General features: G+C 72.9%; 19 protein-coding genes. 11 read left to right on the forward strand and 8 right to left on the reverse strand.

What is annotated here, in order from left to right; all coding sequences use genetic code 11:
* Positions 1-29 precede the first annotated feature (29 nt).
* Positions 30-2,441: an excinuclease ABC subunit UvrA gene (locus tag P2424_RS01650; protein ID WP_276474020.1), complete on the forward strand. Its 2,412-nt coding sequence runs from the start codon at positions 30-32 to the stop codon at positions 2,439-2,441.
* Positions 2,442-2,455: 14 nt separating this feature from the next.
* Here the strand turns inward: P2424_RS01650 and P2424_RS01655 are convergent, their stop codons facing one another.
* A complete protein-coding gene (locus tag P2424_RS01655; protein ID WP_276474021.1) occupies positions 2,456-4,735 on the reverse strand; it encodes an ATP-binding cassette domain-containing protein in 2,280 nt (759 codons plus the stop codon).
* A 62-nt stretch (positions 4,736-4,797) separates the two neighbouring features.
* On the opposite strand from P2424_RS01655, the gene P2424_RS01660 reads away from it, so the two are divergent.
* Entirely contained in the window at positions 4,798-5,760 is a 963-nt protein-coding gene (locus tag P2424_RS01660; protein WP_276474022.1) for a YafY family protein, read from the forward strand.
* A 555-nt stretch (positions 5,761-6,315) separates the two neighbouring features.
* On the opposite strand, the gene P2424_RS01665 is transcribed toward P2424_RS01660, so the two are convergent.
* Positions 6,316-7,269: a mechanosensitive ion channel family protein gene (locus tag P2424_RS01665; protein WP_276474023.1), complete on the reverse strand. Its 954-nt coding sequence runs from the start codon at positions 7,267-7,269 to the stop codon at positions 6,316-6,318.
* 434 nt (positions 7,270-7,703) lie between these two features.
* Between P2424_RS01665 and P2424_RS01670 the strand changes: the two genes are divergently transcribed.
* The gene (locus P2424_RS01670; protein WP_276474024.1) at positions 7,704-8,204 is read left to right on the forward strand and encodes a hypothetical protein; all 501 of its coding nucleotides are present in this window, start codon (positions 7,704-7,706) and stop codon (positions 8,202-8,204) included.
* A 125-nt stretch (positions 8,205-8,329) separates the two neighbouring features.
* Here P2424_RS01670 and P2424_RS01675 read toward each other — a convergent pair whose 3' ends face one another.
* A complete protein-coding gene (locus P2424_RS01675; RefSeq protein ID WP_276474025.1) occupies positions 8,330-9,190 on the reverse strand; it encodes an SDR family oxidoreductase in 861 nt (286 codons plus the stop codon).
* Between the two features lie 91 nt (positions 9,191-9,281).
* On the opposite strand from P2424_RS01675, the gene P2424_RS01680 reads away from it, so the two are divergent.
* From P2424_RS01680 to dhaM, 4 genes are all read left to right on the forward strand, one after another.
* Complete coding sequence (locus P2424_RS01680) at positions 9,282-10,007, forward strand: TetR/AcrR family transcriptional regulator (protein ID WP_276474026.1); 726 nt, start codon at positions 9,282-9,284, stop codon at positions 10,005-10,007.
* A 454-nt stretch (positions 10,008-10,461) separates the two neighbouring features.
* Positions 10,462-11,454, forward strand: a complete 993-nt coding sequence (dhaK, locus tag P2424_RS01685; protein WP_276474027.1) for a dihydroxyacetone kinase subunit DhaK — start codon at positions 10,462-10,464, stop codon at positions 11,452-11,454.
* Positions 11,455-11,615: 161 nt separating this feature from the next.
* Positions 11,616-12,335 (forward strand): dihydroxyacetone kinase subunit DhaL, encoded by a 720-nt coding sequence (dhaL, locus tag P2424_RS01690; protein ID WP_276474028.1) that lies wholly within the window; start codon positions 11,616-11,618, stop codon positions 12,333-12,335.
* A gap of 1 nt (position 12,336) precedes the next feature.
* The gene (dhaM, locus tag P2424_RS01695; RefSeq protein WP_276474029.1) at positions 12,337-12,753 is read left to right on the forward strand and encodes a dihydroxyacetone kinase phosphoryl donor subunit DhaM; all 417 of its coding nucleotides are present in this window, start codon (positions 12,337-12,339) and stop codon (positions 12,751-12,753) included.
* Here dhaM and P2424_RS01700 read toward each other — a convergent pair.
* Positions 12,738-13,298 carry a hypothetical protein gene (locus P2424_RS01700; protein ID WP_276474030.1) on the reverse strand — a complete coding sequence of 187 codons (561 nt, stop codon included), beginning with the start codon at positions 13,296-13,298 and terminating at the stop codon, positions 12,738-12,740. The genes dhaM and P2424_RS01700 overlap by 16 nt on opposite strands.
* A 672-nt stretch (positions 13,299-13,970) precedes the next feature.
* Between P2424_RS01700 and P2424_RS01705 the strand changes: the two genes are divergently transcribed.
* On the forward strand, positions 13,971-15,170 hold the full coding sequence (locus tag P2424_RS01705) for a cytochrome P450 (RefSeq protein ID WP_276474031.1): 1,200 nt from the start codon (positions 13,971-13,973) through the stop codon (positions 15,168-15,170).
* A gap of 66 nt (positions 15,171-15,236) precedes the next feature.
* Positions 15,237-16,769: a M28 family peptidase gene (locus P2424_RS01710; RefSeq protein WP_276474032.1), complete on the forward strand. Its 1,533-nt coding sequence runs from the start codon at positions 15,237-15,239 to the stop codon at positions 16,767-16,769.
* A gap of 57 nt (positions 16,770-16,826) precedes the next feature.
* Here P2424_RS01710 and P2424_RS01715 read toward each other — a convergent pair whose 3' ends face one another.
* The 3 genes from P2424_RS01715 to P2424_RS01725 all read right to left on the reverse strand — a co-directional run bounded on the left by P2424_RS01715 (position 16,827) and on the right by P2424_RS01725 (position 18,954).
* Positions 16,827-17,324 (reverse strand): NUDIX domain-containing protein, encoded by a 498-nt coding sequence (locus P2424_RS01715; protein ID WP_276474033.1) that lies wholly within the window; start codon positions 17,322-17,324, stop codon positions 16,827-16,829.
* A 64-nt stretch (positions 17,325-17,388) separates the two neighbouring features.
* The gene (locus tag P2424_RS01720; RefSeq protein WP_276474034.1) at positions 17,389-18,006 is read right to left on the reverse strand and encodes a hypothetical protein; all 618 of its coding nucleotides are present in this window, start codon (positions 18,004-18,006) and stop codon (positions 17,389-17,391) included.
* A gap of 138 nt (positions 18,007-18,144) precedes the next feature.
* Complete coding sequence (locus P2424_RS01725) at positions 18,145-18,954, reverse strand: aspartate/glutamate racemase family protein (RefSeq protein WP_276474035.1); 810 nt, start codon at positions 18,952-18,954, stop codon at positions 18,145-18,147.
* Between the two features lie 124 nt (positions 18,955-19,078).
* Here P2424_RS01725 and P2424_RS01730 point away from each other — a divergent pair, with 124 nt between their 5' ends.
* Positions 19,079-20,227: a glycosyltransferase gene (locus P2424_RS01730; RefSeq protein WP_276474036.1), complete on the forward strand. Its 1,149-nt coding sequence runs from the start codon at positions 19,079-19,081 to the stop codon at positions 20,225-20,227.
* A gap of 46 nt (positions 20,228-20,273) precedes the next feature.
* Here the strand turns inward: P2424_RS01730 and P2424_RS01735 are convergent, their stop codons facing one another.
* Entirely contained in the window at positions 20,274-21,653 is a 1,380-nt protein-coding gene (locus tag P2424_RS01735) for a TerD family protein (RefSeq protein WP_276474037.1), read from the reverse strand.
* 402 nt (positions 21,654-22,055) lie between these two features.
* On the opposite strand from P2424_RS01735, the gene P2424_RS01740 reads away from it, so the two are divergent.
* Positions 22,056-22,718 (forward strand): DUF6643 family protein, encoded by a 663-nt coding sequence (locus P2424_RS01740; RefSeq protein WP_276474038.1) that lies wholly within the window; start codon positions 22,056-22,058, stop codon positions 22,716-22,718.
* Positions 22,719-22,790: the final 72 nt, after the last annotated feature.

Here is a 22,790-nt window from a genome sequence, read left to right on the forward strand (position 1 = left end):
ACGGCACCGCAGGAAGAAGGGGAGACAGGATGAGCAGAACCGGTGAGACGGACGGGCAGCCGTCCGCGCGGCACGCCGCCGACAGCCACGACCTGATCCGCGTGCACGGCGCGCGCGAGAACAACCTCGCGGACGTCAGCATCGAGCTGCCGAAGCGGCGGCTGACGGTGTTCACCGGCGTCTCGGGCTCGGGCAAGAGTTCACTGGTGTTCCACACCATCGCGGCGGAGTCGCAGCGGCTGATCAACGAGACCTACAGCGCCTTCGTGCAGGGCTTCATGCCGAACCAGGCACGACCCGAGGTGGACGTCCTCGACGGGCTGACCACCGCGATCATCGTCGACCAGCAGCGGATGGGCGCCGACCCCCGCTCCACGGTCGGCACCGCCACCGACGCCAACGCGATGCTGCGCATCCTCTTCAGCAGACTCGGGCAGCCGCACATCGGCTCCCCCAACGCGTTCGCCTTCAACGTCCCCTCGGTCCGGGCCAGCGGCGCGCTCACCGTCGAACGCGGCCCCCGCAGGAACAAGACCGTCAAGCAGACCTTCTCCCGCACCGGCGGCATGTGCACCCGCTGCGAGGGGCGCGGCGCGGTCTCCGAGATCGACCTCACCCAGCTCTACGACGACTCCAAGTCCCTGGCCGAGGGCGCGTTCACCATCCCCGGCTGGAAGTCGGACAGCTTCTGGACCGTGCGGGTCTACGCCGAGTCGGGCTTCCTCGACCCGGACAAGCCGATCCGCGACTACACCGAGCAGGAGATGCGGGACTTCCTCCACCGGGAGCCGACCAAGGTGAAAGTCGAGGGGGTGAACCTGACCTACGAGGGACTGATCCCCAAGATCCAGAAATCCTTCCTGGCCAAGGACAAGGAGGCCCTGCAGCCGCACATCCGGGAGTTCGTGGACCGGGCGGTCACCTTCACCACCTGCCCGGAGTGCGACGGCACCCGGCTGTCCGAGGCGGCCCGCTCCTCGCGGATCGACGGGATCAGCATCGCCGACGCCTGCGCGATGCAGATCAGCGATCTGGCCTCCTGGGTACGCGGGGTGACCGACCCCTCGGTGGCCCCGCTGCTGGGCACGCTGGGCAGGACGCTCGACTCGTTCGTCGAGATCGGTCTCGGCTACCTCTCGCTCGACCGGCCCTCGGGCACCCTCTCGGGCGGTGAGGCGCAGCGCGTCAAGATGGTCCGCCAACTGGGCTCCTCGCTCACCGACGCCACCTACATCTTCGACGAGCCCACCGCCGGGCTGCACCCCCATGACATCGGGCGGATGAACGACCTGCTGCTGCGGCTGCGGGACAAGGGCAACACCGTCCTCGTCGTGGAGCACGAACCGCAGACGATCGAGATCGCCGACCACGTCGTCGACCTCGGCCCCGGAGCCGGCACCGCCGGAGGCACCGTCTGCTTCGAGGGCACCGTCGAGGGGCTGCGCGCGGGCGGCACGCTCACCGGGCGTCACCTGGACGACCGCGCACGTCTCAAGGAGACCCTGCGCAGCCCGACCGGGGCGCTGGAGATCCGCGGCGCCGGTACGCACAACCTGCGGGACGTCGACGTCGACATTCCGCTCGGGGTGCTGACCGTGGTCACCGGCGTCGCCGGTTCCGGCAAGAGTTCCCTCGTCCACGGCGCACTGCCCCGGCAGGCCGCCGCAGCCGGAACCGATGTGGTCGCCATCGACCAGGGCGCGGTCCGGGGATCGCGGCGGAGCAACCCGGCGACCTTCAGCGGACTGCTGGAACCGGTCCGCAAGGCGTTCGCGAAGGCCAACGGCGTCAAACCGGCCCTCTTCAGCGCCAACTCCGCGGGCGCATGCCCCGACTGCAAGGGGATCGGGGTCGTCTACACCGACCTGGCGATGATGGCCGGTACCGCCACGACCTGCGAGGAGTGTGACGGGAAGCGGTTCCAGTCGGAAGTGCTGGAGTACCGGCTCGGCGGCCGCGACATCAGCGAGGTGCTGGCGATGCCGGTGGCCGAGGCCGCGGAGTTCTTCGCGACCGGGGAGGCGCGTACCCCGGCCGCGCACCGCGTCCTGGAGCGCCTCGCCGACGTCGGACTCGGCTACCTCCGGCTGGGCCAGCCGCTGACCACACTGTCCGGCGGCGAGCTGCAGCGGCTGAAACTGGCGACCCGGATGGCCGGCAAGGACGGCGTCTACATCCTGGACGAGCCGACCGCCGGGCTGCACCCCGCCGATGTCGAGCAGTTGCTGGGCCTGCTCGACCGGCTGGTGGACTCCGGCACGTCGGTCGTCGTCGTCGAGCACCACCAGGCGGTGATGGCGCACGCCGACTGGATCATCGACCTCGGTCCGGGGGCCGGCCACGACGGCGGCCGGATCGTCTTCGAGGGCACGCCGGCCGACCTCGTCGCAGAGCGCTCCACGCTCACCGGCGAGCACCTGGCGGACTACGTCGGCGGCTGAGCGGAGCGCGCCCGTCAGCCGGCCGCCGGGCCGCTTCCGGCGGACGAGGGCACGAGGGTGCGGCCCTCCTCGCGCAGTGCCTCGGCGGTGGCGGTGCCGGTGATCCCGGCGACCGGCCCCTGGTACAGGAGCCGCCCCCCGTGCCGCCCGGGGCCGGGACCGAGGTCGATCAGCCAGTCGGCACTCCGTACGACATCGAGATTGTGCTCGATCAGTACGACGGTGTGCCCCTGGTCCACCAGGCCGTCGAGGAGGGCCAGCAGAGTGTCGATGTCCTGCAGGTGCAGGCCGGTGGTGGGTTCGTCGAGGACATAGAGGGCCGGTCCGGCGGCGTCCCGGAGTTCCTTGGCGATCTTCACCCGCTGGCACTCACCGCCCGAGAGGGTCGTCAGCGGCTGGCCGAGCCGCAGATACCCCAGCCCGACATCGTCGAGGTGGCGCAGGGCGCGGACGATCGCGCGGTCCGGGAGCCGTTCAATGGCCTCGTGGACGGTGAGAGCACCGATGTCGGCGATGGTCAGCCCGTCGACCGTGTACGCCAGCGCCTCGGACGTGAACCTGCGTCCCCCGCAGCTCTCGCAGACCGTCTCCTGGTCCTCCAGGAACGCGAGGTCGCTGGAGACGGTCCCCAGCCCGTTGCAGCCCGGGCAGCCGCCCCGGGAGTTGGAGCTGAACAGCCCTGCGTCGACGCGATTGCGGCGGGCGAAGAGCCTGCGGACGGCGCCCGCGATTCCCGTATAGGTGAGAGGCGTGGAGCGCCGGTTGCCGACGACCGGCCGCTGGTCGATCACGACGGCGTCGTGCTGGGCGACGAGTTCGTCGGCGAAGCTGGTCTTGCCAGAGCCCGCCACGCCGGTGAGCACGGTCAGCACCACGGTGGGGATGTCCGCGGTCACATGGCGGAGGTTGTTGCGCGCGGCGCCGGACACGGTGAGGTGCCCGCGCGGCGTCCGCGGAGCGTCCTTGACCGGCCGGCGCCGGGCCAGGGCGGCCGCCGTCGCGGTACCGGCCCGGCGCAACTCCTCGAAGCCGCCCTGGTGGACGAGTGCGCCGCCCTGCTCCCCCGCACCCGGGCCGATCTCGACGACCTGGTCGGCGACGGCCATGACCGCGGGGTCGTGCTCGACGACCAGGACGCAGTTGCCCTTGTCCCGCAGCCGCAGCAGCAGCCCGGTCATGGCGGAGACATCGTGGGGGTGCAGCCCGACGGTGGGCTCGTCGAAGACGTAGATCATCTCGGTGAGGCTGCTGCCCAGGTGCCTGAGAGTCTTGATCCGCTGTGCCTCGCCCCCGGAGAGCGTCGCGGTGCCGCGGCCGAGGTGCAGATAGCCGAGCCCGATGGCGACCATCGCCCGGAGCCGTTCGGTGAGGGCCGAGACGACCGGTGCCACCCGCGCCTCGGTCACCTCCCCCACCAGATCGGCGAGTTCGGCGACCTCCATCCGGGACATCTCCCCGATGGTGCGGCCGAGCACCGTGGCCGACCGGCTCGCCTCGCACAGCCGGTCCCCGCGGCAGTCCGGGCACACCTCGGAGCGGGTGAACCGGGCAATCGTCTGCTTCTTGCGCTCGGACATCTCCTCGGAGCCGCGCAGATGGATCCGCTCGAAGCGCTGCACCACGCCCTCGTAGCCCTCGGGCAGCCGGTCAGCGGGCGAGCCCGCAGCCGCCGTCCCGTACAGCAGCGCGTTCCGCTGGTTCGTGTCCCAGTGGCGCAGCGGCGTGCCGAGGGGGAACACCCCGATGTCGGCGAAGTGGGAGTACCAGTATCCACCGGGGGCGAATCCGGGCAGCAGCACGGCACCCTCGCGCAGCGACCGGTCCGGATCCACGAACCGGTCGACGGCGCCGGCCACGACCTCTCCCAGGCCGGAGCAGGTGGGGCACATCCCGGCCGGGTCGTTGAAGGAGAAGGCGGAGGCCTCGCCGGCGTGCGGGGTGCTCGTCCGGGAGAACAGCAGGCGCAGAAAGGTCCAGACGTCGGTGACCGTGCCCACCGTGGAGCGGACACTCCCGCCCAGCCGCCGCTGGTCGATCACCACGACGGGCGACAGCCCGTCGATGTGTGCGACCTCGGGACGGTTCCACTTCGGCAGGCGGCTGCGGGTGTAGGGCGGGTAGGTCTCGTTGAGCTGGTATCCGGCCTCGGCCGCGAGGGTGTCGAACACCAGCGACGACTTGCCCGAACCCGACACCCCCGCGAAGACCACGAGCTGCCCGCGGGGCACATCGATGTCGAGGTGCCGCAGGTTGTGGGTACGGGCTCCCCTGATCCGGATGGCGTGCTGCGTCATGAGCGGGACCCTAGGCCAGGATGCGGCCGGAATCCGGCCGCAAATTCTGCGAGACTGCCGCCGTGGCCGACGTGATGCAACGGGTTCTCGCACTGCTCGCGGTCCTGCAGTCGGGCAGGAGCTTCAGCGGTGCGGAACTGGCGGCGCGGCTGGACGTCCCTCCGCGCACCCTGCGGCGCGATATCGGCCGCCTCCGCGGCTACGGGTACCCGGTCGAGACCCGGCCGGGGCCGGGCGGCCACTACCGGCTCGCAGCCGGGCGGGCCATGCCTCCGTTGCTGCTCGACGACGACGAGGCCGTCGCCACCCTGCTGGGCCTGGCGGCCCTCGGCTCGACCGGCAGCGCGAGCGAGGGCAGCCTCGACGAGGCCGCGGTCCGCGCCTACGGGAAGGTGGACCAGTACCTGCCCAAGCGGCTGCGCCCGCGGGCGGCGGCGCTGCGCGCGAGCCTGGAGACCGCACCCACTCCCGCACCGAGCACCAGCGCGGCGGCGGTGAGCACGATCGCCGAGGCGATCGCGCAGGAGCACACGGTCACGTTCCACTACGTGGGAGCGGCCGGAGCGGCCACCACGCGCCTGGTCGAGCCGCACCGCCACCTCCACCTGCACCAGCGCTGGTATCTGCTGGGGTGGGACGTCGACAAGCGGGACTGGCGGACCTTCCGCCTCGATCGGCTGGCCGAACTCCGGGTGACCGGCCGGACGTTCGCCCCCCGACCGCTGCCGGCCGGGACGGGCATCGACCAGCTCCGTGCGGGCATCAACCGGCATCGGCGCCGCGTGGTGCTGACTCTCGACGCTCCGGTACCGGCAGTGGCCGACGCGTTCCACCGCCAGGACGTCGTCCTCAGCACGGTCGCCGGGGGTGCCACCCGGGCCGAACTCGCCCTCGACTCCTGGCAGTGGCTGCTGCCCGCCCTCGCCTTCCTCGGCGCCGACTTCACCGTCGAGGAACCCGAGGACTTCCGCACCGCGCTGCGGGGCTTCGCCGCCCGCCTCGGCCGCGGCGCCGCACCCGCGTAGTGGGTGTCCTCGCCGGATTCCGGCGGGAGGGGCGTCGCAGGGGGGCGTGGCCCCGGCCCGGCGGGCGGAGGAGTTCGCGTGCGGTCGCCTCCCGCGGTCCGTCGGCCCGGGTGACGTTCGGCTGGCGTATCCGTCCGATCGGAAGGAATGCTGTTCGCTGCTGTGCGCGCGGCATCGCGTCCTCATTCTGCACGGAATTCCGGAGGCCCCGGCTCTTCCCGCATGCCGCTGACCGGGCGGTGCCAGGAGGAAGGACCGGGAATGTCCCCACTGCGCACCGCCGGGCGCCTTCCGGCGCGCGCCAGAATTCAGAGAGGCGATTCCGGGGTGATTCCGCCCCGGACGCCATTGTTGCCGAACGGAATGCGCGACGGATCGCCCCGCGCGGCTCGGCGTCCTGCGCCGCGCCTTCCGGCAGCACGCGGGCGGGGCCGGAGCACGTCGGACGTGCTCCGGCCCCGCCCGCGTCGGAGGCCGACGATGCCGGGATCCGGGCTGTGGGACACCGCCCGTGCCGGGAGCCGCCGCAGGCGCCGGCCGCCGGACCGGCGTGGTTCAGCGAGGAGCGGGCACCGAAGCGGACTCGGGACTGCCGTCGTTGTCGCCGCGCACCCACACGGTCCGCTGCGGGAAGGGGATGTCGACCCCGGCGGCCTCGAGCGCCTCCTTGACGCGGCGGCGCAGCTCGCGGGCGACTCCCCACTGCTTGAGCGGAGCCGTCTTGACGGCGATGCGGACCAGCACACCGTCGGCGTCCAGGGACTGCACACCCCAGACCGCGGGGTCCTCCAGAAGCATGCCCTCGAAACGGGGGTCCTCGCGCATCTTGCGACCGGCGGTCTCCAGGACGCTGCAGACGGTGTCGAGGTTGGACTCGTAGGCCACGGAGACGTCGAGGACCGCGCGGGCCCACTCCTGGCTGTCGTTGCGGACCCGCAGGATCTCGCCGTTGCGGATGTGCCACAGGCCGCCGTTGAGGTCGCGGATCTGGGTGAGCCGCAGGCCGACGTGCTCGACTTCGCCGATGGCCTCGCCCAAGTCCACCGAGTCGCCCACTCCGTACTGGTCCTCCAGCATGATCAGCATGCCGGACAGGTAGTCGGCCACCAGGCTCTGCGCGCCGAAACCGATCGCCAGACCCACCACACCGGCACTGGCCAGCAGCGGGCCGAGCGCGATGCCGACCTGGTCGAGCACCATCGCCGCGCCCATGACCCCGACGACGACGGTGACGATGCTGCTCAGTACCGACCCGATCGTCCTGGCCCGCTGCTCGCGCCGCTCCTGGGCCCGGGACCGGTCCCGGGCCAGCACCGCGGGACCCCGGCCGGACGGGCGCCCTCCGGCCTCCCGCTCCTCGGACGGCTCCAGGATGCGCTTCACCACGTGCTTGATGCCCTTCTTGGCCAGCACGCGGACTATTGCCATGGCGACGACGATGAGCAGGATGCGCAACGGCACGCCGATGAGCGTGTCCACGTTGTCGCGCAGCCAATCCGGGGCGGTCATGGCCTGTTGCATGTCACCACTGAGCAGGTAGGACGCCGACGGGTCGGGAAGTGACACGGGAAGGACTGCTCCACTCTTCATCGACAGCTGTATTTCCGCCGTCGACCGTATCCGGGATTCGACGACCGGGTCAAAACCGTGAAGACCGGACGCGAGCGACGTGAACGTGATGCGCGGAGCCAAGAATCCCGATCGAACTCGGGACCGGCGCACGGAAATGCACCTTCCCGCCCGGCCCGAAGCGCCGCTCCGGTTCTCCCGCATTCTGCTCCGCGCTTCTCCCTCGGCAGTCTTTTCTCCGGCCGTCACTCCGACGGATCCATGTCCCGCGAGGGCACCGCCCTCGAAGACCCGATGGTGTTCACCGCACCCGCGCGCCACTGCGTCGTCGAACAGGGATGCCCCGGCCGGCGCGGCAACCGCATACTCGGCACATGGACTTGCTCTCCGACCGGTTCCGGGACCCGCTCAGCACCGAGTACGACTTCATCGGTTCGATCGTCGTGCGATGCCCCGGCTGCACGAAGGCCGCCCGTGTCGTTCCAGCACCCGGGGCCGGCGACTCCGGGGAGCGGATGCTGTTCAGGCGGCGGCGGCTGGTCTGCCGCGGCTGCGGACTGTCACGGGAGTGGAGTGGCCGCCTGCTCGCCCTCCCCCGCGGCACGGCCGAGCCCGTGACGGATCCCTACTTCGGTCTGCCGCTGTGGCTCCAGGCGGAGACCCGGCACGGCTGGTTGTGGGCGTACGACCTGGAGCATCTCGACCTGATCCGCCGGTTCGTGCAGGCGTCGCTGCGGGAGCGGGCGCCCTGGTACGAGACCGGGCCGCGGTTGACCCTGGTGGCCCGTCTCCCGGCATGGATCAAGAGGGCGAAGAACCGGGACGAGATCCTGCGTGCCGTCAGCCGGATACACGCCTCACCGCTCGCCGCTTGACCTCGAACGGCATGGGGTGTCCGAACCGCACGTCCGGTCCGGCCGTCCGCATCCGCGCTCCGGTTGCGCGGTGAGCCGGGCGGGGTCCCGCCGGACGTGCGCGTCACGGCACCGGCCCCTCGCAGCTATGCGCTCCAGGCATGCTCCAGCAGAGTGCGGAAGGAGGCGGGCTCTCGGCCGATCAGACCGGCCAGCGTCGGGTCGACTGCGGTGAACTCGTCGTTCCGTGCCGCCACGAAGACGCTCAGCATCAGGTCGGCGACCGGCGCGGGGACACCGTGCGCCAGTGACTGCTCGCGGAAGGCGCTGTCGGAAGCGGCGGTCCGGGTGAAGGCCCGTCCGGTGATCCGGGACGCGATCTCGCCGAGGGCGGCGAAGTCCAGAGCCGCCGGGCCGGTGAGCGGTGGGGTGGGCCCCTCGAAGCGGCCCTCGTCGGAGAGGATCTCCGCGGTGGCCTCGGCGAGGTCGTCGTGGCCGGTCCAGGCGACGGGTCCGTCGGCGGGCAGGGCGATGTCCCCGGTGTGCCGGGCGGGTTCGAGGAACTGCAGGGCGCCGGCGGCGTAGAAGCCGTTGCGCAGTGCGGTCCAGGGCAGGCCGGTGGCCCGCAGGAGGTCCTCCGTCCGGGCGTGGTCGCGGCAGGGCTGGAAGAGGGAGTCGTGGGCGGCGCCCATCTGGCTGGTGTAGAGGATCCGGCCGACGCCGGCCCGCACGGCGGCGTCGACGGCGGCACGGTGGCCGGCGACGCACTCCTCGCCCGCGCGGTCGAGAGAGACGAGGAGCAGCTGCTCGGCTCCCTCGAAGGCGTGCGCGAGCGAGGCGGGGTCGTCGAAGTCGCCCTGTCGGACGCGGACGCCCCGTTCGGCGAGGTCATGGACCTTGCGCGGGTCGCGGACGCGGACGCCGACACGGTCGGCGGGGACGCGCTCCAGGAGGTGCTCGACGGTGCGGCGGCCGAGCTTTCCGGTGGCTCCGGTCACGATGATCACGAGTGGGGTCCCCTCAGGTGTTTCCGGTGGAATCACTAGAACGATAACGCTGAAACTAACAGCGGAAGCGATTTCTCGTTAGCATCGATTCATGCGCCACGACACCTCCGCCGACCCCCGCCGCCGCATCGTCGAAGCGGCCGTCGAACTGCTGGAGAGCGGCGGGCCCGAAGCGGTGAGCACCCGTGCGGTCGCCACCGCGGCCGGGATGCAGCCCCCGGCGATCTATCGCCTCTTCGGCGACAAGGAGGGCCTGCTGGAGGCGGTCGCCGAACACGGCTACACGCAGTTTCTGGAGAACAAGCGCGCGCAGCTCGACCCCGCCCCGGAGGACCCGGTGGAGGAACTGCGCCGCGGCTGGGACGTGGTGGTGGAGTTCGGCGTCTCGCGCCCCGAGCTGTTCGCGGTGATGAACAGGGCCACCAGCCGGGGGTCGGACGCGGCCCATCACGCGGGCCTGGAGATCCTCCGTGGGCGGGTGCGCAGGCTGGCGGCCGGAGGGTGGCTGCGAGTCGACGAGGAGCTCGCCGCACAGATCATCCAGGCGACCGGTCAGGGCGCGGTCACCACCTGGAACTCCACCCCCGCGGAGCGCCGCACCCCGGCCCTGTTGGCTGTCCTGCGCGAATCCATGGTCGCCGCCGTCACTCGCGCCGAACCGGCCCTCCCGGCCGGGGAGTCCGGCCCCGCCCCGGCAGCCCGCGCGCTGCGCGCCGCGCTTCCCGACGGCACCGGCCTCCTGAGCGACGCCGAACAGCGGCTGCTGTACGAGTGGCTCACCCGGCTGGCGTCGGACGGCGGCACGCCACATGCCTGACCGCCGGAGGGCAGGGCGCGGGCGACACCGCCGCACGGGGCGGAGAGCCTGCCTCACACGGGGTCGGGTCGATGCGGCAGACGCCGCGATACGGGTTCGCTTCTGCGGGTGGCTCCTGAAGCACTCCGGTCGGCCGCTGCCCGGCGCATCCGGCGCGCCACAGAAATCACCTGGCCGCCCCGAGGCATCACGGACCCCGGGCATCACGACCGCATCAGGTACGTGACGACCCGCGATCAACGCGAGAGACTGTCCGGGATGAACGATACCGATCAGAGGTTCGACTGATACGTCCTCACGAGCCTCGTCAGCAACTCGGCGCCGGCCCCGGAAGTCCCCGCGGCGCCGGCGCCTCGAAGCGCCGGGACCAGGCCCCCCGGTTCCCCCACAACCCGCTGTCACCAGCAACGAAGCCCGCACAAGCGATAGCTGCCGATCTCGCGTGGAGGTACACATGAGGATGCTCATCAACGTTCCCGAGTCCGTGGTTCCCGACGCGTTGCGCGGGATGGCCGCCGCCCACCCCGAGCTGGCCGTGGACGTGGACCGTCGGGTGGTCGTGCGGCGGGACGCACCCGTGGCGGGGAAGGTCGCGCTGGTCTCCGGTGGCGGTTCGGGACACGAACCGCTGCACGGCGGATTCGTGGGGCCCGGGATGCTGGATGCCGCATGCCCGGGCGAGATCTTCACCTCTCCCGTCCCCGACCAGATGGTCGCCGCGGCCGCGGCCGTGGACAGCGGGGAGGGCGTGCTGTTCGTCGTCAAGAACTACACCGGCGACGTGCTGAACTTCGACATGGCCGCCGAACTCGCCGAGGACGAAGGGGTCCGCATCGGGAAGGTACTGGTCGAGGACGACGTGGCGGTGACCGACAGTACGCACACGGCCGGACGCCGGGGTACGGGCGCCACGCTGTTCGTGGAGAAGATCGCGGGTGCGCTGGCCGCCGAGGGGGCGCCGCTGGAGCGGGTGGAGGCGGTCGCACGCCAGGTGGCCGACTCCTCGCGGAGCTTCGGAGTGGCACTCAGCCCGTGCAGCACCCCGTCCAAGGGCGGTCCCATGTTCGAGCTGCCCGCAGGCGAACTGGAGCTGGGGATCGGCATCCACGGGGAACCGGGCCGGGAGCGGCGCCCGATGATGACCTCCGGGGAGATCGCGGACTTCGCCGTCGACGCGGTGCTGGAGGATCTGCGCCCCGAGGAGCCGGTGCTCGCGCTGGTCAACGGCATGGGAGCGACGCCGCTGCTGGAACTCTACGGGTTCTGCGGCGAGGTGCACCGGGTCCTGGGCGAGCGGCGGATCCCGGTCGCCCGTACCCTCGTCGGCAACTATGTGACCTCGCTGGACATGGCGGGCGCCTCCGTGACGCTGTGCCGGGCCGACGAGGAGCTGCTGCGGCTGTGGGACGCGCCCGTGCAGACCGCCGGACTGCGGTGGGGCGCCTGAGGACCCACCGAACGGTGGCACGAGGGTGGCGGGACGGCCTCGCGACCGCGCAGCGGTGCGGCACGCACGACGGTGCCGCACGTCTCGCACGGCGGTGACGTACGCGGTGGTCCTGCCGGAGCGGGCAGCACCACGACCGGGACAGCGGTGAAGGAGCAGGAGTGAGCGGCAAGGTGACGAACGAGACCGGCGAGTCCGGCGGAGGCGGGACAGGCGTCCGGGAGCTGGACGCCGCCTTCTTCGCCCGGTGGATGACGGCTTCCGCCGACGCGGTGGCCCGGGAGGAGAGCCGGCTGACGGAACTGGATTCGGCGATCGGCGACGCCGACCACGGCGGAAACATGCGCCGGGGATTCGAGGCGGTGCGCGGGGAGCTGGCCGAGGACGTCCCCGCGACGCCGGGAGCCGTGCTGATGACGGCGGGCAGGAAGCTGGTCTCCACGGTGGGCGGTGCCTCGGGCCCGCTGTACGGAACACTGCTGCGCCGTACGGGCAAGGCGCTCGGCGGCGCGGAGCGCGTCAGCGGCGCGGAGCTGGCGGACGCGCTGCGCGCCGGTATCGACGCGGTGGCGCAATTGGGCGGTGCCGCCACGGGTGACAAGACGATGCTCGACGCGCTCCTCCCGGCCGCTGAGGCACTGGCGGACAGCGGCGGTGAGGACTTCGGCGCGGCGCGCGACGCGGCCGAGCGGGGTGCGGAGGAGACCGTGCCGCTCCAGGCCCGCAAGGGCCGGGCCAGCTATCTGGGAGAGCGCAGCATCGGGCACCGGGACCCCGGTGCGACCTCGGCGGCGCTGCTGGTGGCGGCGCTGGCGGAGGCCGGCGGCGCCGAAGGCGGGACGGCAGGGTCCCAGGAGAGCGACAGCGGTGGGGGTGAGTGACATGGCGGAGGCCGACGGCGGCAAGCGGGTAGGGATCGTCCTGGTCTCGCACAGCAAGGAGGTCGCCGACTCGGTCGCCCGGCTGGCCGCGGGGCTCGCGGGAGTGCCGGACGCCCGGGTCGCCGGTGCCGGCGGGCTGCCCGACGGCGGGCTCGGTACCAGCGAGGAACTGATCGTCGAGGCCGCGCACCGGATGGACGAGGGCGCGGGTGTCGCGCTCCTCGTCGACCTGGGCAGCGCGGTGCTGACGGTCAAGACGCTGCTGGCCGAGGGCGACGAGCTGCCGGAGCCGGCCCGGTTGGTGGACGCGCCCCTGGTGGAGGGTGCGGTCGCCGCCGTCGTGACGGCTGCGGGCGGCGGCGACCTGGCTGCGGTGGCCTCGGCTGCCGAGGAGGCCTACACCTACCGCAAGCTCTGAGTGGCAGTCAGATATGGGCGCGGCGGGCCGCTGTCCGCGTCCGTTCCGGACCCGGCTGCGGCCGGTGCCACCGGTCCCGCCGGTGGCACCGGCCTGGTCGGAGCCCCGGCCTCGGCCGGACCCCCGAGTGCGGCCGGGCCGGCTCTTCGGCGGAAGTCCCGTCCGTTTCCGGGCTCCGGTCCCGGTCCGGGGCCGCGGTCGAGACCGCGGCCGGGAAGCGGTTCGGCGCGCCGGTCCGGGTCGGCGGAGGCCGCGGCGTGCCGCCATCGGCTCTCGGCGGCACGCCGGGTAGCGACCGCCGCCCGGGCGCGATGCGCGGTGGCGTCGGCCACCGCGCGGGCCGCTGTTCCGGCCAGCGCGTATCTCCCGTAGCCGGTGCGGTGCACCAGACCGTGCTCCGCGGCCTGCGCGAGAAGCTTGTTCGCCTGGGAGGCGCTGAGACCGGCGCGCCGGGCTATCACCCCCAGCCGGAGCGGCGAGCCGGGGTTCTCCCGCTCCAGCGCCGTCATGGCCGCCAGTAACGCGAACCCGGTGGCGGCGCTCACCGGGCGCGCCCGGAACGAAGAGTGCTCCGGTACCGGGTACCGGCGCGGTACCGCGCCGGGAAGCAGGTCGACGATTTCATCATTGGTTTACACCTTCGAAGTCGTTTGATTCGCCGGATTCTGCACGGCCGGAAACTCCCACCGCCCGCCGTCTTTCCGGATGCCCCGCTCGGGTCGTCCGCATTCGCGGGCCCGCCGCGGAACGTGGCATACCGCACCGGAATGTGACGCCCACTTTTCCGCCGGTGGAAAAGTAGCCGTTCCCAACCCGCCACCCTCTTGCGCTGGGCGCACCGGCTGTCGGAAGGTGACCACGGCCGACTTCAGGCCCTCCGGAGCGCGACAGGGAAGGTGGGACGTGGGTATTCCTTTCGCATCCATGACACCGGCCCGCCCCTCGCGTTCGATTTACAGGAGGGCAACCCTCCGTATCCGCCGTCGGGGCGACCGTCCGACCGCCCTTTCCGAGGCCGGATTTCACACCGGCCGCACCCCAAGATCGCCGTCGGCACGCTGTGACGGCGGACCCCGGGAACCACACAGAAGGGAGAACGCCATGCGTTACATCTACTGATGAGTTCACGGTTGTCGCGGCCACGCGTATTGCCGCGTGGCCGCGAACGGTGCGATCTTTTTTCCCTCACCCCACCCGGATCCGAAGAAAGGACGGCCATGACGGGAGCGGCGGCGCAAACACGGCGGGATCCCCTCTACGACCCCCTGGCTCCTGAGGTCATCGCCGCTCCGCACGCGGCCTACCGGCGGCTGCGCGAACACCGCAGGGTGTACTGGCACGCGCAGCTCGACTCCTGGGTGCTCACCGGATACGCCGAGTGCCGCAAAGTGCTCGGGGACACGGCCGCCTTCGGCTCCGACTTCCGCAGGGCGGGCGAGGAGGTTCCCGAAGCCCAGCTGAGCGTGCAGTCGCTGGACCAGCCCGAGCACTCCGCGATCCGCCACCTGCTCGTCTCCGCACTGCACGTGCGCTCGCACACGGCCATGACGGATACCGCGGCGCGGCTGGCCGCCGGGCGCCTGGACGCGCTGCGCGGCGCCGGCCCCGTCGACCTGGTCAGCGGATTCGCCCGCCCGCTCGCACTGCACACGATGTGCGACTTCCTGGGCGTCACACCGCCCGACGGCCCCTGGTTCGAGGAGATGTCCAACGCGATCGTGCGCGGCATGGACGCGGGGCTGGACCCCTCGCGTGCCGAACCGGGCATCCGTGCCAGGGAGGAGCTGAGCCGAATGGTGGGCGGGTGGCTGGAGACCGCCGGTGAGGACGGCTTCCTCGGTGCCGCCCGCGCCGCCCGCGCACAGGCCCCGGAGGTCTCCGATGCGGTGTTGGCCAACTCGCTGCGGGGAGTGCTGCACGCGGGGTACGAGTCGGTCAGCCGACTGATGGGCAACGCACTCGCCCGGCTGGTGGACGACCCCGCGCTGCTCGGACGCGCCATGGCGCAGAACGCGCTGGATCCGCTGGTGGACGAGCTGCTCCGGCTCGACGGGCCGGTGCAGGGCGACGCGCGGGTGTGCGTGGCCGACAGCGAACTGGGCGGCCGGCGGATCCGGCGCGGCGAGATCGTCGTTCTGCTGCTGGGCGCGGCCGACCGGGATCCGGAGGTCTTCACCGATCCGGACGCCGTGGACCTGACCCGGCGCAAGGGAGCGCATCTGGCGTTCGGCCGGGGCGCGCACGCCTGTCTGGGTGCGGGGCTGGCCACCCTGCAGTTGCGTGCGGTGCTCTCGGCACTGCACACGGCCGGGATCGGCTTCCGTCCCCAGGGGCCCGCAGAGTACGAACGCACCGCGACACTGCGCGGATTGCGCGCGCTGCCGGTCGTGGTGAGCGAAGCCGCTGTCGCCCGCTGAACGCCGGGCCGCAGCTCCGTCCCGGCTCCGCGGAACACCCCCGACCACCGTGCGAAGGGAGAGCCCGTGCCCGTCTTCGACCGTCCGCTCCGCCACACCCTGAGACTCGCCGCCGCGGCGGCGCTGTCGCTGGCCTGCCTGTCGGCGCAGCAGGTCGGTGCCGCGCCACTGCCCTCCTCCGCACCGGCCGGGACCGCCGCAACCGACCGGGCCGACCGGGCCGATGGGGCCGATGGGGCCGATGGGGCCACGCTCTCCCCCGAGCAACTGGCCGAGCGGGTGCGGGGCCGGGACGTGACCCGCCATCTGCGGGCCTTCCAGCGGATCGCCGATGCCAGCGGCGGCAACCGGGGCTACAACCAGCCCGGATTCACCCGCTCGGTACGGTACGTGGCCGGAAAGCTGGCGGCGGCCGGATACCAGGTCGAGCGGCAGCGGGTGCCCTATACCGACTTCGCCATCGCCGAGGAGCGGCTCTCGGTGCGGACGAGGAGCGGCGCCGGCCGGCATGTGCCCGTCCTGATGACCCGCTTCACTCCCTCTACCTCCGCGGCCGGTCTCGACGCACGAGTGGTCGCGCCGCCCCGCGGGAAGACAGGCTGCGCGGTGTCCGACTACGACGGCGTGGCCGCGCGCGGGGCGGTCGTCGTGCTGGCCCGCGACGCCTGCGGATTCGGACATCAACAGCAGGTGGCCGCGCAGGTGGGCGCGCGGGCGGTGGTGATGTACTACCCGACACCGTCGCCCCGGAACAACTACCGCCTGATAGGCCTCCCCCGGGGGAGCTTCGTGCTCCCCATGGGGATGGTCTCCCAGGCCGACGGCGAACGGCTGGTACGGCAGGCCGCCTCACGTGCGGGCGCCCGGGTGCATCTGACGCTGCGCGGCCACGACGTCCGGCGCACCACGGTGAACCTCATCGCCGAGACCAGGGGCGGCGACCCGGACGACGTGGTGGTGATGGGCGGCCACCTCGACAGCGTGCCGGAGGCGCCGGGCGTCGACGACAACGGTTCCACCGCCGCCACCGTGCTGCAGACGGCGCTGGAGCTGGCACCGCACCAGGACCGGGTGCGCAACAAGGTGCGGTTCATGTGGTGGGGCGCCGAGGAGCTCATCGACGTCGGCTCCGGCTACTACGTCGACCACCTCTCGCCCGCCGAGCGCGGCAGGATCGCCGCCGTCCTGAACGCGGAGCTGCTCGCCCCGTCCAACTACGGCCGCTTCGTGTGGGATCCGGGAACCGGCGGCAGCCACCGGATCGCCGAGCTGTTCGCCGGGTACTTCGAGCGGCACGGACTGCCCTACGAGCGGCAGGACCCGGGCGCGATCGGCTCCGACCACCTGGTGTTCCAGGCAGCGGGCATCCCGGTCGGCGGGCTGGACGGGGGCAACCTGCAGGTGAAGACCCCCGAGCAGCAGGCCCGCTTCGGCGGCACGGCCGGGCAGATGTTCGACCCCTGTTATCACCAGCCGTGCGACCGGCTGAAGGCCATCGACCGGACGGCGCTGGACACCAACGCCCGCGCGCTGGCCTGGGTCCTGGGCGAACTGGCGCTGAAGGACGGTGCCGTACGCGGGATTCGGGCCGCCGGGTAGCCCGGCGACCACCTGCGGCCGGGCCCGGCGACTGCCGGCCCGGCCGCCGCCCCGTCGTCAGCCGGCCGCCTCGGGGGAGGCCGTGAACGAGGCCGGGCCCTCCTGGGAAGCCTGCTTGATGCGGAAGTGCGCGTACTCCTTCATCGGCGGCAGCTCGTCGAGGCCGAACCAGCCGACCTCCAGCGACTCCTCGTCGTTGACCCGTACGGCGCTCGCCGCCCGCGCGGTGGCCCGGCAGCGGAAGACGATGTCCATGAACTGGCAGATGTCCCCGTTGGGGTAGGTGACGGGCTTCTCCAGCGCGTACACCCCGACCAGGCGCTCCGCCACACACCGGACGTTGGTCTCCTCCCGCACCTCGCGCACCGCGCAGTCGGCCGGCTGCTCGCCGGGCTCCGGGATGCCGCCGATCACCGCCCACCGGCCGGTGTCGGCACGCCGTCCCAGGAGCACCCGCCCCCGGTCGTCGAAGACGATGACGCTGACGCCGGGCAGGTGGAGGAGCTGGTGGCCGGCGGAGCGCCGCAGATCGCGGATGTAGTCGGGAGTCGCCATGTTCCGACCCTAAGCCGGGCCGGGTCCGCGCGCCGAGCGAGGCGGGCGCGGGCGGCCCGCGGAGTCAGGCCGCCCGCAGCGCGTGCAGCCGGGTGCGGATGTGGTGGACCGCCGCCTCCGCGTCGTCCACCGTGACGGTGAACAGCCGGCCGTCTCCCAGCCGCAGCACCAGCCCCTCCCCCCGCCGGATGACGACGGCGGTGCCCTTCTCGGGCCGCCAGCGGTAGCCCCAGCCGCCCCAGTGCCGCGGGGTGACGCGGGGGGCGTGCTCGGCGTGTACCACGTCGCGCAGGTGGATGCGACGGCGCGGGACACCGGCGTGGCCGCACCGCACCTCCAGCGTGTCGTTCTCCACCTTCACCTCGACGTGGACGAAGGCGAGGGTGCCGAAGAGGACGAGCAGGCCGACGGCGACACAGCCGACGACGGACATGATCCGCGGCACGGCCCCACCGGGCCAGGTCATGTCCACGGCGAGATCGATGCCCAGCGCCAGACATCCGGCACCGACGGCGGCCAGGCACCATTGCAGCCGGCTGCTGGCCCGCCCGGTCCACACCTGCGTACCCGGCGGCGGGACGACGTGCCGCAGAGGCGCGGGGGCGGCGCTGCGGGCGGCTTCGCCGCGGGGCCCGGCGCCGCCCTGGGCGGATGCGGCGCCGTCACGGGGACGGTCACTCATGTCGGCAGCGTACTCGCGAGTCCTCGCACCGGCAGCCGGAGCGGGCCGTGTCAGACACCCGGAATCGGGCCGCCGCCTCCCGCCCACGGGTACCGGGCCCCGCCCGGCCCTCGGCCGCCGGGGGCCCGGGCCGGACGGTCAGGCCCGCGTGGCGGGGGTCGCGCTCGCCTCGGCCAGCAGCCTGCCCTCGGCGTAGCTGAAGGCCGCCTCCGGCAGTGCGGCCGCCCTGCCGCTGTGCAGCACGGTGAGCTCTCCGGTGGGTGCCGCGTCCGGCTCCGGTCGGGCGCCGGCGCGGCGCAGTGCCTGGGCGCAGACGGCGGCGGCCGAGCCGTACAGCGCCGGGCCCTCGGCGCGGGTGCCGCGCAGCGCTTCCCGGATCCTGCTGCCGACCAGCTCGTAGTGGGTGCAGCCGAGCACGACCGTCGCCACATCCGCGGGGGTACGCGCGGCGGCCGCCCGCACGGCGTCGGCGATCAGGGTTTCGGAGCCGCTCTCCACGGCGTCCGCGAGTCCGTGGCAGGGCACTCCGGTGATGTCGGCGCCGTTGCCGAACTCCTCGATCAGCCGTCGCTGGTAGGGGCTGCCGGTGGTGGCCGGGGTGGCCCAGATGGCGATCCGCCCTCCGGTGCGGACGGCGGCCGCCGCCGCGGGCTTGACGGCCGGGACGGTGCCGATGACGGGCAGGCCGGGTTCCAGTTCGCCGCGGAGCGCGGGCAGCGCGTGCACCGAGGCCGTGTTGCAGGCGACGATCAAGGCGGCCGGTCGGTGCTCGGCGGCGGCGCGGGCGCAGTCCAGAGCACGCGCGGCGATGTCCGCGCCGTCGCGGGGCCCCCACGGCAGGCCGTCCGGGTCGGAGGAGAGCACGAGGTCCGCGTCGGGGCGTGCGCGGCGTACCGCCGCGGCCGCGGCCAGCAGGCCGATACCGGAGTCCATCAGCGCGATCTTCACGTGACGGAACTGTACTTCACCCGCGCGGGCCGCCCTCCTGCGACCACTGCCGTGGCGGCCGGTGCGCCTGGTCGCGCGCGCGGCGGAGCGCCGCCGTGGGCCGGTGTACGGCAGACTCCGCACGATGAGCACGCTCGCCTGGACCTCGGCCGTTCCGCTCGCCTCGCTGGCCGCGTGGGCGTGGCTCCTGCTGGGGCAGGGCTTCTTCTGGCGGACCGACGTCCGGCTGCCGCCCCCCATCGGTCCGGAACCGGTCCGCTGGCCCACCGTGTGCGTCGTGGTTCCCGCCCGGGACGAGGCCGGGGTACTGCCGGTGACCCTGCCGACGCTGCTGGCCCAGGACTATCCGGGGCCGACGACGATCGTGCTGGTGGACGACGGGTCCCGGGACGGCACCGGCGCCGTCGCCCGGAAGCTGGCGGCGCGGGCGCCGGAGGGGCCGCCGCTGACGGTGCTCTGGCCCGGTGAGCCCGCGCCGGGCTGGACGGGGAAGCTGTGGGCGGTGCGGCAGGGCATCGCGCACGCCCGCCGTGACCCGGTGGAGCCGGAGTTCCTGCTGTTGACCGACGCGGACATCGCGCATGAGCCGGACTCGCTGCGCCACCTGGTGCACGCCGCGCTCGGCGGCCGGTTCGACCTGGTCTCGCAGATGGCGCGGCTGCGGGTGCGCACGGGGTGGGAGCGGCTGATCGTGCCGGCCTTCGTGTACTTCTTCGCGCAGCTCTATCCGTTCCGCCGGGTCAACAGGCCGGGCACCCGCACCGCGGCCGCGGCGGGCGGCTGCGCGCTGCTGCGGACCGTGGCCGCGGTCCGCGCCGAGGTGCCGGACAGCATCCGGGACGCGGTCATCGACGACGTGTCGCTGGGCCGCGCCGTCAAGCGCTCCGGCGGCCGGATCTGGCTGGGCCTCGGCGACCGGGTGCGCAGTGTGCGCCCGTACACGGGGCTGGAGCCGCTGTGGCGGATGGTGTCCCGCAGCGCCTACGCGCAACTGCGCAACAGCCCGCCGGTGCTCGCGGCCACCGTGCTGGGGCTCGTGCTGGTCTACCTGGTGCCGCCGGTGTGGGCCTGCGCGGGCTCCCCGGTGGCCGGAGCCGGGTGGCTGGCCATGTCCCTCTCGTACGCGCCGATCCTGCGCTACTACCGGCAGCCGCTGTGGCTGGCACCGTTGCTGCCGGTGACGGCGGCGCTGTATCTGGCCATGACCGTCGACTCGGCGGTACAGCACCACCGGGGCCGGGGAGCCGCGTGGAAGGGCCGCACCTATTCCTGAGGGCACGGCCGGATCAGCGGGCCGCAGGTGAGCGGCCCCGGGCCCGTCACTTGCGGCCCGGTGTCCACTGCATGCCCCAGCCGTACTCCTCGTCCACGGTGCGCTGCGGGCTGACGCCGCGCCGTGGGACGAGGTAGCGGGCCTCCCGGCGCACCATCAGCTCGCCCCGCTCATTGCTGATCAGGGCGAGGGCGCAGACGGTGGAGGGGACGGTGCACTCGTCGAGGGAGAAGTCGACGGGGGCGCCGTGCTGCGGCTGCAGGGTGACGGTCGCGTGCAGCCCGGCGAAGCTGCGGGCCCCCTCGTAGATGGTGACGAAGATGAGGATGCGGCGGAGTTCGGCGGCGTGGTCCAGGTTGATGGTGAGGTTCTCGCCGGTCTCCACGGCGCCGGTCCGGTCGTCGCCGTCCAGATGGATGTAGGGCGGCCGGTTCAGGGAGCCGAAGGAGTTGCCGAGCGCCTGGACGACGCCCTTGCGTCCGTCGGTGAGCTCGTAGAGGGCGCACAGGTCCAGGTCGGGGCCGGTGAGGGCGCCCATGGCCCGGGTCAGCCGGCCGGCCAGGCCCTTGGGCGGCTGAGCCTGGGTGGTCCAGTTGAGGTTGACCCGCATGGCGCCCGAGGTGCCGCCCTGCTTGGTGAGCGAGACCGAGGGCGCCTCCTTGGTGAGCGTCACCTTGGTCAGCCGTACCGGTTCGGGTCCGCCGGCCGCGGACGCCGTGGGAGGCGCGCTCGGCGCCGCGGCGGGGGCCGGAGCGGCGGGTGCGGAGACCTGTGGTACCTGCGGCGCCCGGACGCCGGGCGGTGCGGGGACGTGCGGCGTCGGAGCGCTGTTCGGGTGCGGCGGGGTACCGGTGCCGGCCGCGGTGGGTGTGCTGCCGGCGGGCGAGTCGTCGACGCTGATGCCGAAGTCGGTGGCCAGTCCGGCCAGCCCGTTCTCGTATCCCTGGCCGACGGCGCGGAACTTCCAGGCGCCCTGCCGGCGGTAGAGCTCCCCGAGCAGGTACGCGGTCTCCCCCGCCGCGTCGGTGGGGTCGAAGCGAGCGATCTCCTGGCCGGACGACGGTCCGCCGACGGTCGCGTCCAGCAGCCGCACGTACAGGCCGGGGACCTGCCCGAAGCTGCCGCCGTCCGCCGAGGCGGCGACGACGATGCGGGTGATGTCCGGTTCGACACTGTTCAGTTCGACGGTCAGTTCGTCGGTGCAGGCGGCGCCTATCGGGTTCTTCCCCTCGTGCCGGACGGCGGAGGAGGAGTGCCGCGGCTGGTTGTAGAAGACGAAGTCGTCGTCGGAGCGGACCTTGCCCTGCTCGGTGAGCAGCAGGGCCGAGACGTCGACGTCCGGCACCAGGGGGCCGGACGACCAGCCGAGTTCGACCCGCACCGCCGTGGCGGGTACGGGGACGTTCGTCCCCTTGCGCATCGTCATGGCCACTCCCCCTGGGTTCGGTTCCTGCCTACCGCTCCCCAACCTATTGCACCGCGCCACCGCTGCCGAAGCCCCCTCACCCCGACTCCTGGGAGTCGAACATCTGGCAGGGGCATGGGCGTTCTATGTCCTAGCCGGTGGGCTTATGCTTCTGTCAGCTTCCCCTCCCGCGCGCCCGCAACAGGGACAGGCGGGAACAAGCCATGCCCCTGTGCCTGATCAGCCGTCATCGTGGTCGGCATGGGGGGTATTCGCCCTGTTCGGGCTCTCCCGCGCGCGCCTCGGGCGCGGCTGCCTCCGATGGGGCGAAAACCGGCTCCTGCCTGCACCGACAGGGAAGGCGCAGGCGTTCCTTCCGCACCTCTCTAGTGCCGATGCTGATTATGGGCTTAACTTATGAGTATGACCTCCCCCCGCAGCTCTTATAGCGGCGGCTACTACGCTGCACCGTCCTACCCCGAGACGCCGATCTACGACAGTCTCGTCGCCGAGCGGGGCACGCCGCAGATCGCTCCCATCCGGGTGCCGTCGGCCTATGACACGGGAGGCACAGGCAGCGCCCTCGCGGCGCTGCCTCCCGCCCTGCCCTCCGGCCCCGCAGCACCCCAGCAGCCCGGCCCCCTGCAGTACTCCGCGCCGGCGCCGTCCTACGGCTACCCGTCGGCCGCCGCGCCCCAGCCGCAGATGCCGCAGCCCGCACCGCAGCAGGCGGCGCCGATGCGCCAGCAGCCGATGCGGCAGGCGCCCGCCGCGCTGCCCCCCGGGGGCGGCGCCGGCCAGGGCGGACCCGTGCCGTTGCAGCACACTCCGGCACCGCACATCCCGCAGCAGGCCCAGCGCGGCTACGGCTACCCGGGGCCGGGGGGCCCGGCGCAGCCTCAGCAGCCCATGCAGCAGCAGCCGCAGCCGCAGGTCCAGGTGCAGCAGTACCAGCAGCAGGCGGTGCACAACCAGGCCACGCAGTACATGCGTCCGGTGGCGCCGCGGCCGGCGACGCCCCGCCCGATGCCCGGGCAGTACGAGGAGCCCTACGACGGCTACCAGTACCCCGGCCGCGGCTACTGAGCGGTCCGCACACCGCACCGGTGCCGCAGGCGTGCACCGCCGTTGGGGAGACGGCGGTGCACGCGGACGGCC

The organism is Streptomyces sp. WMMB303, from assembly GCF_029351045.1.
Classification (GTDB): Bacteria; Actinomycetota; Actinomycetes; order Streptomycetales; family Streptomycetaceae; genus Streptomyces.